The organism is Psychrobacter sp. P11G5, assembly GCF_001593305.1.
Lineage (GTDB): Bacteria > Pseudomonadota > Gammaproteobacteria > Pseudomonadales > Moraxellaceae > Psychrobacter.
Window position 1 is genome coordinate 2,654,332 of the sequence record NZ_CP012533.1, and the last position, 16,043, is coordinate 2,670,374.

Consider the following 16,043-nt stretch of genomic DNA (forward strand, 5'->3'; position numbering starts at 1 on the left):
ATTTATATAATAAGTATTAGTAGAAAAAAGTGCCTTTACCCATCAATGCTGTTTGGCAGTGGACGAGGTAATGCGTTATCTGGCTTGTCTTCTAACCAGTCGATTTTTGACATTTTGCGGATAACGACAAACTCATCACGATTACAACCCACGGTGCCATAGTAGTTAAAGCCATAAGACTGCTGAGCATAGCTACCAATCATATGCGTTGGCTTTAAGATAGTACGAGTCACCGAGTTATGAATACCGCCACGAGTGCCCGTTTGCTCAGAGCCTGGAATGTTGACCAGTTTTTCTTGTGCGTGGTACATCATGGTCATGCCTTCTTTGACCCGTTGGCTGACGATGGCACGAGCGGTGATTGCACCGTTGGCATTAAACAGCTCAATCCAGTCGTTATCGACGATATCGGCTTTTTGTGCATCAACTTCTGACATCCAGACACAAGGCCCACCACGGCTGAGTGTCAGCATGAGCAAGTTTTCAGAATAAGTGCTATGGATGCCCCACTTTTGATGCGGCGTTAAGAAATTCAGCACAATCTCTTTATTACCATTCGGCTTAGCATCTTTGAGCATCTCAGTGGTTTTGGTATCGATAGGTGGACGATACTGCTGCATTTGCTCACCAAATGCCTGCATCCAAGGATGATCTTGATAAAACTGCTGACGCCCAGTAATCGTACGCCAAGGGATAAGCTCATGAACGTTGGTATAGCCCGCGTTATAGCTCACCTCATCAGACTCAATACCGGACCACGTTGGGCTGGAGATGATTTTGCGCGGTTGTGCGACGATATCTTTAAAGCGAATTTTTACATGCTCACTTGATTTGGCCAGATGAGTATGTTCGCGACCAGTAAATTCAGATAATGCTGCCCAGCCTTTGACCGCGACATGGCCATTGGTCTCAGGAGCTAACATCAAGATAGTTTCAGAGGCGTGAATAGCAGTGCTAATATTAGGCCGACCTTCAGAGACGCCGGGTTCAGTGACTCGGTAATTAAGATCACCCAATTGCTTGACCTCAGTTTTCATATCCCAATTCAGTCCTTTTGAGCCGTTGCCTAGTTTTTCTAAGGCAGGGCCAAGCGAGGTGAATTTTGCGTAAGTACTAGGATAGTCACGTTCAATGACTTTAATCATTGGGCAGTTTTTACCGGGTACTGGCTTTTCACCTGCGGTTTTCCAGTCTGTACCACCAAATGGCTGGGCTAATTCGCCAGGGGTATCATGTTGCATCGGCAGAGTGACGACATCAGTCTCAACCCCTAAGTGACCTTTTGAGACTTCAGAGAAGCTCTTAGCAATCCCTTTGTAGATCTCCCAATCCGTTTTAGATTCCCAAGCAGGGTCTGTCGCTGCCGTTAATGGATGAATAAAGGGATGCATGTCTGAAGTATTCATATCGTCTTTTTCGTACCATGTTGCGGTTGGTAGTACGATGTCGGAATATAAACAGGTTGAGGACATGCGGAAGTCTAAGGTGACCACCAAATCTAATTTGCCAGTCGGGCCTTTTTCTACCCAATCCACTTCTTTTGGTTGTAAATGTCCGGCAGGATTCTCTTCATTGAGCAGACCGTTTTTGGTGCCCAAGAAATAATGGAGCATATACTCATGACCTTTACCTGATGAGCCCAATAGGTTTGAGCGCCAGATAAACATGTTGCGCGGGAAGTTGGCGGGATTATCAGGAGATTCACAAGCAAAGCGTAAGCTGCCATCTTCTAGAGAATCGACCACATATTCTTCAACCTCTTTGCCACTTTCTTTCGCTTTGGCGGCGATGGTTAGCGGATTACGGTTCAGCTGCGGTGCAGATGGTAGCCAGCCTGCCCGTTCTGCTTGAATGTTGTAGTCAAGCATATGCTCAGGGAAGAACTTCTTATCGACGAGTGGCGAGAGTATTTCATGGGCAGAGATAGTCTCATGACGCCACTGTGAGCTGTGGTTATAGAAGAAGCTCGTACCATTCATATGACGCGGCGGACGATGCCAATCAAGGGCAAACGCCAGCGGTAACCAGCCGGTTTGAGGACGTAACTTTTCTTGGCCAACATAATGCGCCCAACCGCCACCTGATTTCCCAATACAGCCACAAAGCATGAGCATATTGATGACACCGCGATAGTTCATATCTAGGTGATACCAGTGGTTCATGCCAGCACCAATGATAATCATCGATTTACCATGAGTCTTATGCGCATTTTCAGCGAACTCACGCGCGACTTGGATGACGCGCTCACGGCTAAGACCAGTAATTACCTCTTGCCAAGCAGGCGTGCCCGGTACGGTGGCATCATCATAATCATCAGTGACATGCTCGCCGCCAACGCCATTATCGACACCAAGGTTGGCAACCGTTAAGTCAAATACGGTCGCGACGACAGCGGTCGTGCCGTCAGCCAGTTGTATAGTCTTACATGGGACGGTTTTTTGTTGGATGGGCTCGCCCGGTACTGAGGTGAAGTGCGGATGATCTACATGACCAAAGTAATCAAAGCCAACGACGCAAGTTTCGCTGCTATCTTTTAGCGTAAGCGTCAGGTCAATCTCTGCGCCTGTCGCACCGTTTTTACTTTCAAGATTCCACTTACCCTTCTCGCCCCAGCGATAACCGATAGAACCAAGCGGAGACACCAGTTCGCCATCATGATTAAGTCCGATGGTTTTCCATTCTGGATTGTTTTCTTGACCTAAGTTATCCACTAAGTCAGAAGCACGCAAATAACGACCAGCATGGCGCGCGCCCTCTTCACCCTCTAACATAACGAGTACTGGCAAATCCGTATAGCGCTTGGCGTAATCCAAGAAATAATCACTAGGCTGCTTGAGGTAAAACTCTTTGATAATCACATGGCAAAAGGCTTGCGCGACTGCGGCATCAGTACCTTGCTTGGGGTTCAGCCATAAGTCCGTTAGCTTAGAGACTTCCGCGTAGTCAGGCGTGATAGAGACCGTCTTGGTGCCTTTATAACGAACTTCCGTAAAGAAATGCGCATCTGGTGTTCGAGTTTGTGGAACGTTTGAACCCCAAGCAATGATGTAGTCGGAGTTGTACCAATCGGCTGATTCTGGCACGTCTGTTTGCTCGCCCCAAGTCATTGGAGAGGCTGGCGGCAAGTCACAATACCAGTCATAAAATGACAAGCAAACACCACCAATAAGCGATAGGTAACGACTACCAGCCGCATAACTTACCATCGACATCGCAGGAATCGGTGAAAAGCCAACAATCCGATCAGGACCATAAACTTTGGCAGTATAGACGTTGCTGGCAGCAATGATTTCGTTAACTTCGCTCCACGTTGAGCGGATAAAGCCGCCAAGCCCGCGCTTGGATTTATACTGTTCTGCTTTGATAGGATCTTCTACGATACTGCCCCATGCATCGACTGGATCTGGATACTGCCCTTTGGCTTCGCGCCATAATTTTAATAGAGGCTTACGCACTTTTGGGTATTTAACCCGATTAGCAGAGTACATATACCAACTATAACTTGCCCCACGAGGACAGCCACGCGGTTCATGATTTGGTAGATCTGGGCGCGTTTCTGGATAGTCAGTTTGCTGAGTTTCCCACGTGACTAGACCGTTTTTGACATAGATTTTCCACGAACAAGAGCCAGTACAGTTGACGCCATGAGTCGAGCGGACGATTTTGTCATACTGCCAGCGGCTGCGATAAACGTTTTCCCAATCACGAGCCTCATCACGTGTCTCGCCATGTCCACCGGCGAATTCTCCCTGTTTGCGTTTAAAAAAGCGGAATTGGTCGAGTAAATGACTCATTTTGCTATCCTCTATTTTGTAGCTTATGTTTATGGTCTACGATTAGTTTGACTAATGTTCTTAGCATTGGCTGCATAGCTGAGTACGAATTGGTCTCTCTATATATAAAATCTTGATATAAAAGCTATAAATACTTTTCGATATCATCATTTTAGGGAAGCGCTGGAGGTCTTACTATTATCTAAGATAGGCAGATCACTACTCCCTTAGTGGTAGCCACTTTAAAAATACTATTGCCAAAATATCCCTAAAATATCCATTGAATAAAACCAAGGGCGCTTAGCCAATACATAAATAATGGGAAAATAGCCAAAGAAAACATCGAAAAATGGCCAAAAAGAATGCTACTTACAGAAGCAAGTAGCATGATGAAAAATTTTAACACTATGGCGGCTGTCTAAAACAAATACAAAAACTATAACGCGCTATTGGAATAACTGTTCCTTGCTTGCTGTGCCTACGCAGACAGATGCTGTGCAAAAGTTATCCCTGTAGCGCTATATTTATTTTATAGTGGCTCGACTATATGTTTTTATTAGAAACCTGTTTTTAGCTTGGAAATTCAGCGTTTTTACGACTGTAGTACCACCATGTTAAGACAATACAAACGAGGTAATAGATTATTAAAGCGATAAAAGTACCAAATACGCCCAAACCTGAGCCAAACATTTTTGGCACAAAGAACGCTCCATAAGCGGCAACAGCTGAGGTAAAGCCTACGACTGCAGCTGACTCTTTGCGTATCTCTACGAACAGCGCTTCTGTCCCAATTTTCTCTGGTTTAAGGCGCTCATGCAACGTTCTAAAAATGATAGGAATCATCGTAAAGGTAGAGCCGTTACCAATGCCAGTTGTGATAAACAACACCATGAATGAGATAAAGTAACCAACAAAGCTCCCCTCCCTACTCTCACTAGGCAAAAAGTACATCACTGCCAGTACCGCTAACACCATGACAATGTAATTCCAAAAAGTCACTTTAGCGCCACTGGTCTTATCGGATAACCAACCCCCAAATGGACGAAACAGTGCCCCTACCAATGGACCCAAAAAGGCGAATTTTAAGGCATCTATAGCGGGAAACGAGTGCTTGATAAGCATAGGAAATGCCGCTGAAAAGCCAATAAACGAGCCAAAAGTAGCCATATATAGGATGCACATGATCCAGTTATTCTTACGCTTAAAGATAATAGACTGGTCTTTAAAGGAGGCTTTGGCAGTGGCGATGTCATTCATCCCAAACCAAGCCAATACCGAAAATAGCAAGATAAAGGGCACCCAAATAAAACCAGCATTTTGTAGATAGAACAATGTGCCTGTCTCAGATACCTGAGGATTCCCACCTAGCGACCCAAATGCTGCAAACAGTATCACTAGCGGTACTGTGAACTGCATGACTGACACGCCCAAATTACCAAGGCCTGCATTGAGACCAAGCGCAGTGCCCTGTTCCGCTTTTGGATAAAAGAACGAAATATTGGACATAGATGAGGCAAAGTTACCTCCACCGAAGCCGCATAATAGTGCGATGATGGCAAATATCATAAAGGGTGTATCGGGATTTTGTACCGCAAGCCCCATCCATAGTGACGGAATTAATAAAGAAGCCGTCGATATAGCCGTCCAACGCCTGCCACCAAAGATAGGCACCATAAAAGAGTAGAATATACGTAGCGTAGCTCCAGTCAACCCTGGTAGAGCGGCGAGCCAGAATAGCTGACCATCATCAAAATCAAATCCAATCTCTGGTAGATGTACAATGACTGCACTCCATACCATCCACACTGCAAAGGCAAGTAGCAGTGCCGGTATCGATATCCATAAGTTACGCTTGGCGACTTTTTTGCCGCCACCTTCCCAAAATTCTGCTACCTCAGGACGCCAGTCGGTGATGAGCTTACCGCCTTTCGTATAGTATTTATTGCTCATTCTATTCCTCACTTAGTATCGGCTATGCCTAATTATGATCAGTAACACTCACTTGATGTGCTAACAAAAAGTGATAACTTACGGTACTGTGTTATCACGTCTATTAGTATTAGTACGTAGTGGTAGACCGATACTTGGAAGGGGTAGTATTTAGCACACTAAATTAACTACTGCTTTAGAGGTATATTAAAGATTGACCCTTTAATGATAGATTTATACTGGGGCTTGTACTCTTGGATGTTTTGCAAATATTTCAAACTCAAAAATCTTATAAACCTATACTCCCTGAGAGGTAAAACCTTATTAATTATGAATAGTCGTCTGTTACGTCATTCTCTGCCCCTACATGTTTGGGCTGCTATATTTACAATCTCCATCCTATGCTTCATATCCGCAATAGGTAGCGGCATGCTCGCGTGGATGTCTGAATCAGATGCGCAAGCCATTAATACCGCAGGCTCGATACGTATGGCGACTTATCGTATTAACTATCAGTTAGCGACTGACTTTGCCGAAGATTATCCTTCTAATTTGAATATCGGTCTTGAGAAAAGTGACTTTTCAAGTAATGACATAGTAAGTAATGACTCAGCAAGTAACGACCTAGCAGCCAATGAAATAGCAAATAGGGCTCAAGAACAAAATGAGTTAAGTTATCTCGATAAAGGTAAGTCTGAAAAAGTACAAGTACTCATTGAAGACATGGAAGATAGGCTGACGACATTACGCGACTATCAATCAACCAATGCCAATGAACATAAAGTGATAAACAATGAACTTGGAATAATTGAATCACAGTGGCTTCAAGATTTGAAACCTGCATTGTTAGTGCAAGATAAGCCGAGATTTTATGCTGTGTCATCTCAGTATATTAAGGACGTGGATAGCTTCGTCAGTGAGCTACAGTTTAGAAATGAGCAACGTCAGACTTGGCAGCAGTCTCTACAAGTTGCGTCATTAGCGCTGACTATCATTATTATGTTGGTGGGTATGCAAAAGCTACGTCAAAACGTGCTGCTACCTGTCAAACGCCTTATCCAAGCCAACAGTCAGTTTAAACAAGGCAAGCGCGATACTAGAGTATCGATATCGGGTTATGAAGAGTTTAATAAACTTGGCAACTCTTTTAATGATATGGCGAGCACCATTGAGACTCACCAGCGTTTACTTGAAAATGAAGTACAGATAAAAACCCAGCACTTAGTCAAGGCCAACCAAGTGTTATCGCTGTTCTATGACTTTTCTAAACACCTAACCACCAGTCAAGTGAGCTTGCATCGGCTCGATAATTTAATCACAGACTTTGGCGACCTGTTTCCTCATTTAGACTTCACTTTATGTATTCAAAACAACGCCCTACATAATAAAGACTCTATAGCTTTACATGATGACAAAATGAAAGAGCTATGTACCAAGCTCAACTGTGACAATTGCCTCATTAAAGAAGACGCCCATACCAAGACCTACCCTATTGCCCACCAAAAAGTTGAATTTGGTGAGCTTAAAGTTCGACCTAAATCAACGTTGCTGATGAATAGTGAGTTGTCGCTAGATGATACAGAGCCAAGCAACCAATCCTCACAGCGTATCAAGACGGTAGAGATAGACAGTACCTATCTAAATTCTGAAAATAGCGAGCTGATTGTCGCGCTCACTAACCTTATCAGCACAGCTTTGTCTCTACGTAAACAGCGTCAGCAAGAACATCAGCTCATACTGTTTGAAGAGAGAAGCACTATTGCAAGGGAGCTACATGATTCTTTGGCTCAGTCGCTGTCATATCTAAAAATCCAAGTTAGCGTCTTAGAAAGACATCTTAGTAATGTCTCTGATAAAGAATGTGCAACAGTTATCTCGCAGTATATTGCACAAATAAAAGCAGGCCTCAATTCAGCCTATCAATCACTGCGCGACTTATTAGTTACCTTTCGTCTCACTATAGACAGTGATAACTTTGACGATGCTTTGCATGAGACCGCCAACGAATTTTCTCTAAAAGGCGACTTCCATGTCGTGGTAAATAACAGAGTGATGACGCTAAATTTAAATGCTAATGAACAGGTAAATTTGATTCAAATTACTAGAGAGGCATTATCAAATATCAGCAGGCATGCGCAAGCTGACAAAGTAGAAGTTGACTTGAGTTACGATGAAGACAGATATATTGTCATGACCATTGTAGATGATGGAGTCGGAATATCAGGCACTGTAGACCAGTCTCAGCATCACGGCTTAATGATTATGAAAGAGCGTGCGCATAACTTGGGCGGCGAATTAGTGGTATCTAATAAAGAGCCTCATGGAACGATCGTCACGACTAAATTTATTCCCCATTTCTTTGAAGAGTATGCAACCGAAGAGGCTCATTTATAAGCCCTTAACAACAGTACGTATCAATATTATTATGGATTGACGATAACTTATTATTTTTGAAGACTTATTATTTTTGAAAACTTAAATACCTTATTTTGTAGAATTTTTAATTTGCGAGTATGTTATGAGTACCCATGTTTATACCCCTACATCTCCAGCTAAGCTTTTATTAGTCGACGACCATCCTATGTTGCGCCGAGGCATCGCAGAATTATTGAGCCTTGAAAATGATGTAAAAGTGGTTGGTGAAGCCAGTAACGGACAAGAGGCGCTAGCATTCTTAGAAAATAATGAAGTAGACTTGGTTATCTTAGATCATAAAATGCCTATCCTGACTGGTCTTGAAACCTTAAGAGAAATCAGGGCTAGAGATATTGAGGTAAAAACCTTGCTGTTCACCGTCTCCGATAGTGGCGAAGACGTGCAGGAAGCTTTGAAATTGGGCGTAGATGGTTACTTACTAAAAGATATGGAACCTGAATTAATCATCGTTGATATCCGAAAAGTATTGCGAGGAGAGCTGGTTATCAGTCCAAATCTGGCATCAATACTGGCACAAACACTACGCAAACCCAGCATCGACGATATCGCAAGCAATCTGACTGCCAGAGAATTACAAGTCATCCAAATGATTGCAGAAGGTCTTAGTAATAAAATGATTGCCAATAAACTGGATATCGCAGAATCAACGGTAAAAGTCCATGTTAAACATATTCTGAATAAGACTGGCCTACGGACGCGCGTAGAAGCCGCCGTTTGGACAGTGAATCATTTGTCCAAATAAGCTTATAGTTTAAGGCGTTATAATAGACTCTATTAAACATTCAAATATTAAGACTGACTATAGCTAATCCACCATACTCAAATCTGAAAGGACTAAGAATATGTCGAAGATTAAAATCAGAAGAGCCTATACAGAAAAAGGCAAAGATGATGGGTACTGTATATTGGTGGACCGTTTGTGGCCTAGAGGTATTAAAAAAGAAGATTTGAGTTTTAGCTGGTGGCCAAAACAAATAGCCCCATCGGATAAACTTAGAAAGTCTTTTGCTCATGATGAAGATAAATTCAATGATTTTAAAAAGTCTTACAAAGAAGAACTAGACGACAATGATATGAAAGAGGAATTTTTAGATAAGGTAACTACTCAGCTCAAAAAGCATAACGTTACTTTAATCTACGGCGCAAAAGATGAAGAACATAACCAAGCCGTAGTATTAAAAGAATGGATTGAAGACCAGTTAAAATGATAAAAAATCCACCTAATGATACGCTAGATGGATTTTTTATGGACAGAAAAAACACTATCAACCGTTGTATTCTTTGGCAATTTGCAAATCTACCGACGACATCTTATAGTCTTCACCAAAGGCGTCTTCAGGCTCTTTTAACCAGAAGAAACAAACCATCCAAGCAATAAACGCACCGGCAGCGATGATTAAAAAGAACTGACTTGGCTCTACAAAGGTATAAACAAACAAATAGAATACTGCGCCCACATTGCCATACGCGCCTGCCATACCCGATATCTGGCCGGTCAAACGGCGTTTGATTGATGGAATAATACCAAAGGTCGCCCCTTCTGCGCCTTGCACAAACACTGAGCAGAGAATGGTAAAAACGACGGCGATAAATAATGGCCACTCGGCATTTAGCAATCCCATTAACCCAAATCCGATACCGATGCCAAACATATATATCAGCATAACTAGGCGTCGATTACCGACACGATCAGAGATATACCCTCCTAACGGACGCGCCCACAAATTAACGAACGCAAAAGTTGAAGCCACCAAGCCTGCTACGGTAGGATCGAGCTTCCAAGTCGCGGCAAAAAACATTGGGAGCATAGAGACCACCGCAAGCTCAGCGCCAAAGTTTGCAAAATAGCTTACATTAAGGGCAGCAACGGATTTGAACGGATACTTATCATCTTCCGGGATACCTGCTTTTAGCATGGGTGCATTGACGCTAATCGCCTTATAGATCTGATAGATAACGACAGCGGCGATAAGGAGATAGAAAGCCCAAGCACCGGTCTCACTTAAAAAACCCATGTTTTTAGTGCGATAAACCAATACTCCTAAGATGCCATACAAAGGAATAGTAAATAGGCAGTATAGCCAAAGATCTCGCCAGCTTGAGACCTCTAATGCGCCCGACTTACGTGATTTTTTGTGGGTATCTTCTGTAGGCCCATCTGTTATCAAAAACCAGTACGCAACACCGTATATAGCCATCAGCAAGCCTGATAAGGCAATCGCCCAGCGCCACCCATCATCACCACCGAAGAACTGCAGTGCTACCGTTGGAATAGTAATCGCCGCTGCTGCTGAACCAAAATTCCCCCAACCAGCATAGAACCCCTCCGCAAAGCCAATGTCTTTAGGCTTGAACCATAGCGCCGTCATATGGATACCAACGACGAAGCCTGCACCCACGATAGACATAAATAAACGCGCGACAAATAGCTGCATGGCTGAGGTGCCAAAAGCGAAAAACCATGTCGGTATCGCCATCACTACCATCAATATAGAAAACACCCTTCTAGGCCCAAAACGATCTAAGGCCATGCCCACAACCACTCGGCCAGGAATGGTCAAAGCGACGTTCGCAATCAAGAAGAGCTTGATATGATCTGAGGTTAAATAGCTCTCTGTCTGTAACATAGACGTCGCGAGTGGCGCCATATTGAACCAAACATAAAAGGTAAGAAAAAAAGCAATCCACGTATAGTGAAGCGCTCTTATCTCACGGCGCTCCATTTCCAGCAGCTCTTTTGCATGCATGATAAATACTCTCCACCATAAAACTTGTCAGTTATGAATAGTTCTGATGGAGACAAGATAGCAATAAGTAGTAGCCTTAACTATTGAGCAAAAGCAGTATAAAACCTAGTTTTAATACTACTTAATGAGGATTAAAAGCTATCACTCATTTCTTTTATACTTATTAATACTTAAAGTCGCATGACGATATTGTAGATCCACTATAAAACAAATACAGCACTACTGGGATAAATTTTGCGCAGCCTCTGTCTGCGTAGGCACAGCAAGCAAGGAAAATTTATTCCAGTAGTGGATTATAATTTATGTACTTCTTTTATTTAGGACTGACCATAGTAAAACAGTCTGTAAGTTGTTATATTATGAGAATGATTATCATTAATATTTAAGAACAAGCTTAAAATAAACTAAAAACAAAAGACTTATTAACCAAGGAGCTATCATGACTCGTGCAATCATCCCAAGTCACTGGAAAATAAAACGCTCTACGCACTTTTTTACCAAAGATAAAGTTCCCAAAGCCTTATTAACTCATCACAATACTGCAGAGGGCGTATTTGGCCAAATTTGTGTCATGCAAGGTGTTGTCACCTTTTACGGATTTGCCAACGAAGCCGCTACCGAACCGGAGCAGACCATAGTCATTAAAGCAGGAGAATTTGCCGTTAGTCCACCGCAATACTGGCATCGCGTAGAGTTGAGTGACGACGCACAATTCAATATCAACTTTTGGACCGAAGGTGATACTGCTAACAAGTCACTGTTCAACAGCTCTACCATTCATAGCAAACCTATTAAGAAGTTATTTGATAAGCCTGATGAGCAATAATAATTCTCTATATACTCTAAGTATTGGTTCTAAAAATTCAGCTAAAAAAACCCCCAGTCATTAAACTGGGGATTTTTGGATTTTGCACTACCACATAAGCAACAATCATCGAACGCATGTCAATTGCCAATGCTCAGCAAGTACAACAATCTAGGCTCAACGTACTAAATAGCTGCTGACACAAACTAACACTTCAAAGCCTTAAGCGAAGCCAGTATCATAGCAGCATTGAATTAACCCTAATATTTGAAAATTCAACAGACCCTAATCAAAGGAAAATACAGTGTCACAGGCTCAGCCAACTATCGAACAAACACCTCACCTCACAGACAAGCAAAACAGCGCACTAAAAAACCTTACCATCATGGGCTATCTAGAGGGCACTTCTTTCTTGTTATTGCTCGGCATCGCCATGCCACTAAAATATATGATGGGCATTCCAGAAGCTGTGAAATATGTCGGTATGGCACACGGCGTGTTATTTATCGCCTACATCGTAATACTCATGGGCTCAACCATCAAAATTAAAATGCCGCTTTGGGCTATGCCCGCAGGTGTGCTCGGCTCGTTTTTACCGTTTGGCCCATTTATATTCGACCACTTTTTGAAAAAAAGCTTAAGTAAAAACGAGAAGATAGCAGCCTAAGATAAGTTCTGCTGTGGATACTATTGATGCATGCTTAGTTTAAAACACAGCTTTGATAAATAAGAAGCAATCGGCAACCTTAATTGCTGCATGCTAGTCAGCTCTTAAGTGAGTTTAAATAGCTATTATAAATAGTCGTTCTAAACAGCTACTGCAAATTGCCTTTTTCTAAATTTGCTAAAAATGCTGCAAAACCTTCTGTCGCTCGAGCATCTAGACGGCTGCTAGTAATCACACGGACGCGATTACTCCAAGTAATAGCATAGCCTTGGCTCTCAAACTTTTTAACCAAGTCCACATCTTCATGGCACCTTAATGGGGCAAAGCCGCCAACGGTGAGATAGGCCTCACTGCTAAAACTTAAGTTTGCCCCATGAATATGGCGATGTCCCATCATATCTTGATAATGAGCCATATAATCTTCGCGCGTTTGCGGGGTTAAATTCACCCAGCTATCAACGCTCACCACGCCGCAAATCATATCGGTGGGCTGGTCAGTAATATGGGTAATTTGCTGCACCAGCCAATCTTTAGTCACTACTGAATCGGCATCTGTACAGGCAATCCAAGTTGCGCCATGTGTAATCGCATGGCGAATACCCAAATCTCGCACCCGTCCCACACAGCGATAATCATAGCTTATATAATCAACGCCTGTACCTTTGACTATCGTAAGCGTCTCATCAGTGCAGCTATCAAGCACCACCAGCGGATACGCCGCAATAGTTGAGGGTAATTGCGCAATAGCGGTCTGAACCGATGCCAAGCAATTGGCAATAGTCATCGCCTCATTATGAGCGGGAATCACGATAGCGATTTTCATGTCGACGCTGTGCCTCCCCTTATACCGCCCAACATGCCACCCACTATTTTGCAGACTGTCATACGCGGTTATACCCCATCATATTAAGTTTTCTTGCATAGCAACGGACTTTGGAGAGTGTTGCCAAACATCTAATAAAAAATCACTATCTACAATCTGGCTTTGATGAGTAAAAGCAGGGTGAATAAAAGCGAGATGAGTAAAAACTGTATGAGTAAGAGCTGAACGATCCACTTCATTATTTGTCATATTAAACGCTCGCTGTAAGCGTTGGTGCACCGTCTCGCCAGTCATTACAAAGCCGTCGATAGCATAGCGCCAATGACAGCACAGCAATGTACCGCCTACAGCTAGGTTTTGTTTAATCCAAGTGATAACCGTATCAATATCAATGGACGATAAATAATATAAAATCTCACTAATAACGATTAAATCAAAGGGTGGTTTATTAGCAGATGCGCCATCCGATAAAGGATAAGATTGTAGAAGCACATCTTCTAAACTCAGTAATACGTGAGGAATAACTCCTTGTATCACCTTAGAATGCGATGACTTTCCCAAGCGTTGTTTGGCAAGTTTCACCGCCTGAGCGTTACCATCTATACTGAGCAAAGCCTGACAACGACGGGCTAGTAATTCACTAAACACCCCGTTACCACAGCCCAATTCAATGGCATTGTCATACTCTGCTTGTGGCAATACGGCGAGACACATCTCACGTTTTCGTTTTTCATACCAGCGCGTCTGATACTGCCATGGGTCGCTATTATCACTATATAACGCATCAAAATACGTCTCTGAATAGGTATCAGATTGGGAGTTAGATTGAGTAGCAGTTTGGTTACAGCCCATCGAAGTAGCGTCAGCAACATTTAAACTATTGCTAAGATTCATTGACGGCGTAGATTTAGGATTGTGGCTCATACAAATAAACCTCCCAAGGTTGGCTAATTCTGGCGATGGTTTGAGCCGATAAAATAGGCAGATTACCCGTACTCTCATCAATGGTAATTTGGCTAGTAAAGCAAGCAATAGCTTGAGATTTACGCTGTACTTGCTCATCGGTTAAATCAACTCTGACAGCAGAATGCCAAGGAATCCGACTATCGGCAGGCTGTGCCCAATGCCACGCCCAAATCAATACTTGATAACAGGCTAGATGATGCTGCTTGGCAAATGCGGCGACCACTTGTCCCGTTGCCTCGTGGTCAGGATGTCCATCATGAATAAAGGGCGTCACTAAAATATCGTCAGGCTGGATAATGGCTGCTAACTTTTCAGTAAACTGTGCCTGCGCAGCGAATACCTCGCCATCAGTCAATTCTAAGGCAATAGTCGTCACTTGATGAGCTACGCCCAATACAGCTAATGCGTTGACGCTTTCTTGCGGACGGATAATATCAAGCTGATCTGGAGGATAAATCTTTGAGTCTGGATGGCTTTGTGTGCCGTTAGTCACGTGAATAAGAATGATAGGATTGCCATTAATAGCCAGTTGTTGCAGCAGACCACCACAGCCTAATACTTCATCATCAGGATGTGGCGCAAAGATACACACCCGCTGGTGCGGTGAAAAGTGTTTCGCCATATTTAATCGAGGCAGATTGTGCAGCCCTTGCCAATTTTGCCACGCGTCTTGACTGGTACCATCGCCTTCAATAATACGGTCGCCAACAATCGGATGGTTGCTTTTTATAACATTATCTTTTGTAGGCTCAGCCTTACTAGGCATTATAGTTGCCATATGTTTTCTCGCCTATCAGTTAAGTCGCTGGTTAAGTCGCTAGCTGATTCTCCAGCTAAGACACTAGATAACTCGCCAATCTTTTGCAGATCAAACGCGCCATGACTTTGACGAATAAATACGGGCAAATCTGCTGCTAATCTTGCAAAATGAGCATTACTACAAAACGGTGCTGCGCCTAATGCCTGTCCGACGCCCTCCAGTACTTGGCGCGCCACCTGCTCAACGTTTGCTCTTAATTGACGAATAGCAAGCTCATGGCTGTGCTGCGGCTGGGTATCTATTAAGTGAGCAACATGATAAAAATACTGCCGAGTGACTGCCAATGCTGTCCCAATTTGCCCCAAATACATGGCTTTATAATCGTTCGGTTTTTGTTGATACGCGGTGATTAAATAGCCTGCGAGACAGGTCGCTGCGCCATACCAGCAAGCGGCAACCCCTGCTGCCCCATGCCAAAATCCCACCCGTTCTAAATACACATTTGCTGCCCCAACCTTACTGGTCGCCACCCCATTAAACTGTAGGGTGGCGGTATCAGTGGCTTGCATGCCGACTGCTTGCCAAGCCCTGTTGTCAATCTCAATGCCAGCTTGCTGCATATCTACTATAAGTAGCTGCGAATGACCTTGCTCATCTCGATAAGTGATTAGCCCATGATCAACAATATTTGCCCCCGAACACCATGCTTTGATGCCTGTAACTTTACCCTCTTGATAGCTCAGAGGATGTCCCTCTGCCGCCCAAACCGCCCATAGTCCTTGTGCCGGTTTGTCACAACCCACTTCATGCAAAATACTGAGCGCATCCAAATGTGATTCAAACCATTTGGCAATCGTCAAATCAATACCTGCCACATAAGCCAAAACTTGCCAGCGGATGAATGTATTTGAGTTAGTTTCACATTTGTTTTTTTTAACATCAGCGGCAGCACTAGCAGGATGAGGAATTCTATCGCTATAAGTGACTAAAGTATTTAATATCTCATGGCGCAATTTATCAGTTATACAAAGCGTGCTGAGCGCTTGATTATCAGCGGCTACAATCTCTTCTACAACAGCTTGAATGTTTTCTAACAAAGAACTTTCTGCATTTAACCGTAACATAGGGGTTTCCTAA

12 protein-coding genes are annotated in these 16,043 nt (G+C 43.2%); 5 read left to right on the top strand and 7 right to left on the bottom strand.

The window, feature by feature from the left end:
• Nucleotides 1-35: 35 nt before the first annotated feature.
• Both AK825_RS10745 and AK825_RS10750 read right to left on the bottom strand, forming a co-directional pair.
• Nucleotides 36-3,794, bottom strand: a complete 3,759-nt coding sequence (locus AK825_RS10745) for a nitrate reductase subunit alpha (RefSeq protein ID WP_068037238.1) — start codon at nucleotides 3,792-3,794, stop codon at nucleotides 36-38.
• A gap of 549 nt (nucleotides 3,795-4,343) precedes the next feature.
• Nucleotides 4,344-5,723 (bottom strand): NarK family nitrate/nitrite MFS transporter, encoded by a 1,380-nt coding sequence (locus AK825_RS10750; RefSeq protein ID WP_068037242.1) that lies wholly within the window; start codon nucleotides 5,721-5,723, stop codon nucleotides 4,344-4,346.
• 408 nt (nucleotides 5,724-6,131) lie between these two features.
• Between AK825_RS10750 and AK825_RS10755 the strand changes: the two genes are divergently transcribed.
• The 3 genes from AK825_RS10755 to AK825_RS10765 all read left to right on the top strand — a co-directional run bounded on the left by AK825_RS10755 (nucleotide 6,132) and on the right by AK825_RS10765 (nucleotide 9,346).
• On the top strand, nucleotides 6,132-8,096 hold the full coding sequence (locus AK825_RS10755; protein WP_227514059.1) for a histidine kinase: 1,965 nt from the start codon (nucleotides 6,132-6,134) through the stop codon (nucleotides 8,094-8,096).
• 124 nt (nucleotides 8,097-8,220) lie between these two features.
• The gene (gene narL / locus AK825_RS10760; RefSeq protein WP_068037247.1) at nucleotides 8,221-8,880 is read left to right on the top strand and encodes a two-component system response regulator NarL; all 660 of its coding nucleotides are present in this window, start codon (nucleotides 8,221-8,223) and stop codon (nucleotides 8,878-8,880) included.
• Between the two features lie 100 nt (nucleotides 8,881-8,980).
• Entirely contained in the window at nucleotides 8,981-9,346 is a 366-nt protein-coding gene (locus AK825_RS10765) for a DUF488 family protein (protein WP_068037250.1), read from the top strand.
• Nucleotides 9,347-9,403: 57 nt separating this feature from the next.
• Here AK825_RS10765 and AK825_RS10770 read toward each other — a convergent pair whose 3' ends face one another.
• Nucleotides 9,404-10,885, bottom strand: a complete 1,482-nt coding sequence (locus AK825_RS10770; protein ID WP_068037253.1) for an MFS transporter — start codon at nucleotides 10,883-10,885, stop codon at nucleotides 9,404-9,406.
• Between the two features lie 439 nt (nucleotides 10,886-11,324).
• On the opposite strand from AK825_RS10770, the gene AK825_RS10775 reads away from it, so the two are divergent.
• A complete protein-coding gene (locus AK825_RS10775) occupies nucleotides 11,325-11,711 on the top strand; it encodes a DUF1971 domain-containing protein (protein WP_068037256.1) in 387 nt (128 codons plus the stop codon).
• Between the two features lie 304 nt (nucleotides 11,712-12,015).
• On the top strand, nucleotides 12,016-12,357 hold the full coding sequence (locus AK825_RS10780; RefSeq protein ID WP_264753658.1) for a DUF3817 domain-containing protein: 342 nt from the start codon (nucleotides 12,016-12,018) through the stop codon (nucleotides 12,355-12,357).
• 148 nt (nucleotides 12,358-12,505) lie between these two features.
• Here the strand turns inward: AK825_RS10780 and AK825_RS10785 are convergent, their stop codons facing one another.
• The 4 genes from AK825_RS10785 to AK825_RS10800 all read right to left on the bottom strand — a co-directional run bounded on the left by AK825_RS10785 (nucleotide 12,506) and on the right by AK825_RS10800 (nucleotide 16,030).
• The gene (locus AK825_RS10785) at nucleotides 12,506-13,180 is read right to left on the bottom strand and encodes a glycosyltransferase family A protein (RefSeq protein ID WP_068037261.1); all 675 of its coding nucleotides are present in this window, start codon (nucleotides 13,178-13,180) and stop codon (nucleotides 12,506-12,508) included.
• 78 nt (nucleotides 13,181-13,258) lie between these two features.
• Nucleotides 13,259-14,032: an SAM-dependent methyltransferase gene (locus tag AK825_RS10790; RefSeq protein ID WP_227514163.1), complete on the bottom strand. Its 774-nt coding sequence runs from the start codon at nucleotides 14,030-14,032 to the stop codon at nucleotides 13,259-13,261.
• A 55-nt stretch (nucleotides 14,033-14,087) separates the two neighbouring features.
• Nucleotides 14,088-14,924, bottom strand: coding sequence for a PIG-L deacetylase family protein (locus tag AK825_RS10795; RefSeq protein WP_082787236.1), 837 nt, complete (start codon nucleotides 14,922-14,924; stop codon nucleotides 14,088-14,090).
• A complete protein-coding gene (locus tag AK825_RS10800) occupies nucleotides 14,912-16,030 on the bottom strand; it encodes an acyl-CoA dehydrogenase (protein ID WP_068037267.1) in 1,119 nt (372 codons plus the stop codon). The genes AK825_RS10795 and AK825_RS10800 overlap by 13 nt, the downstream gene beginning before the upstream one ends.
• Between the last annotated feature and the right edge of the window lie 13 nt (nucleotides 16,031-16,043).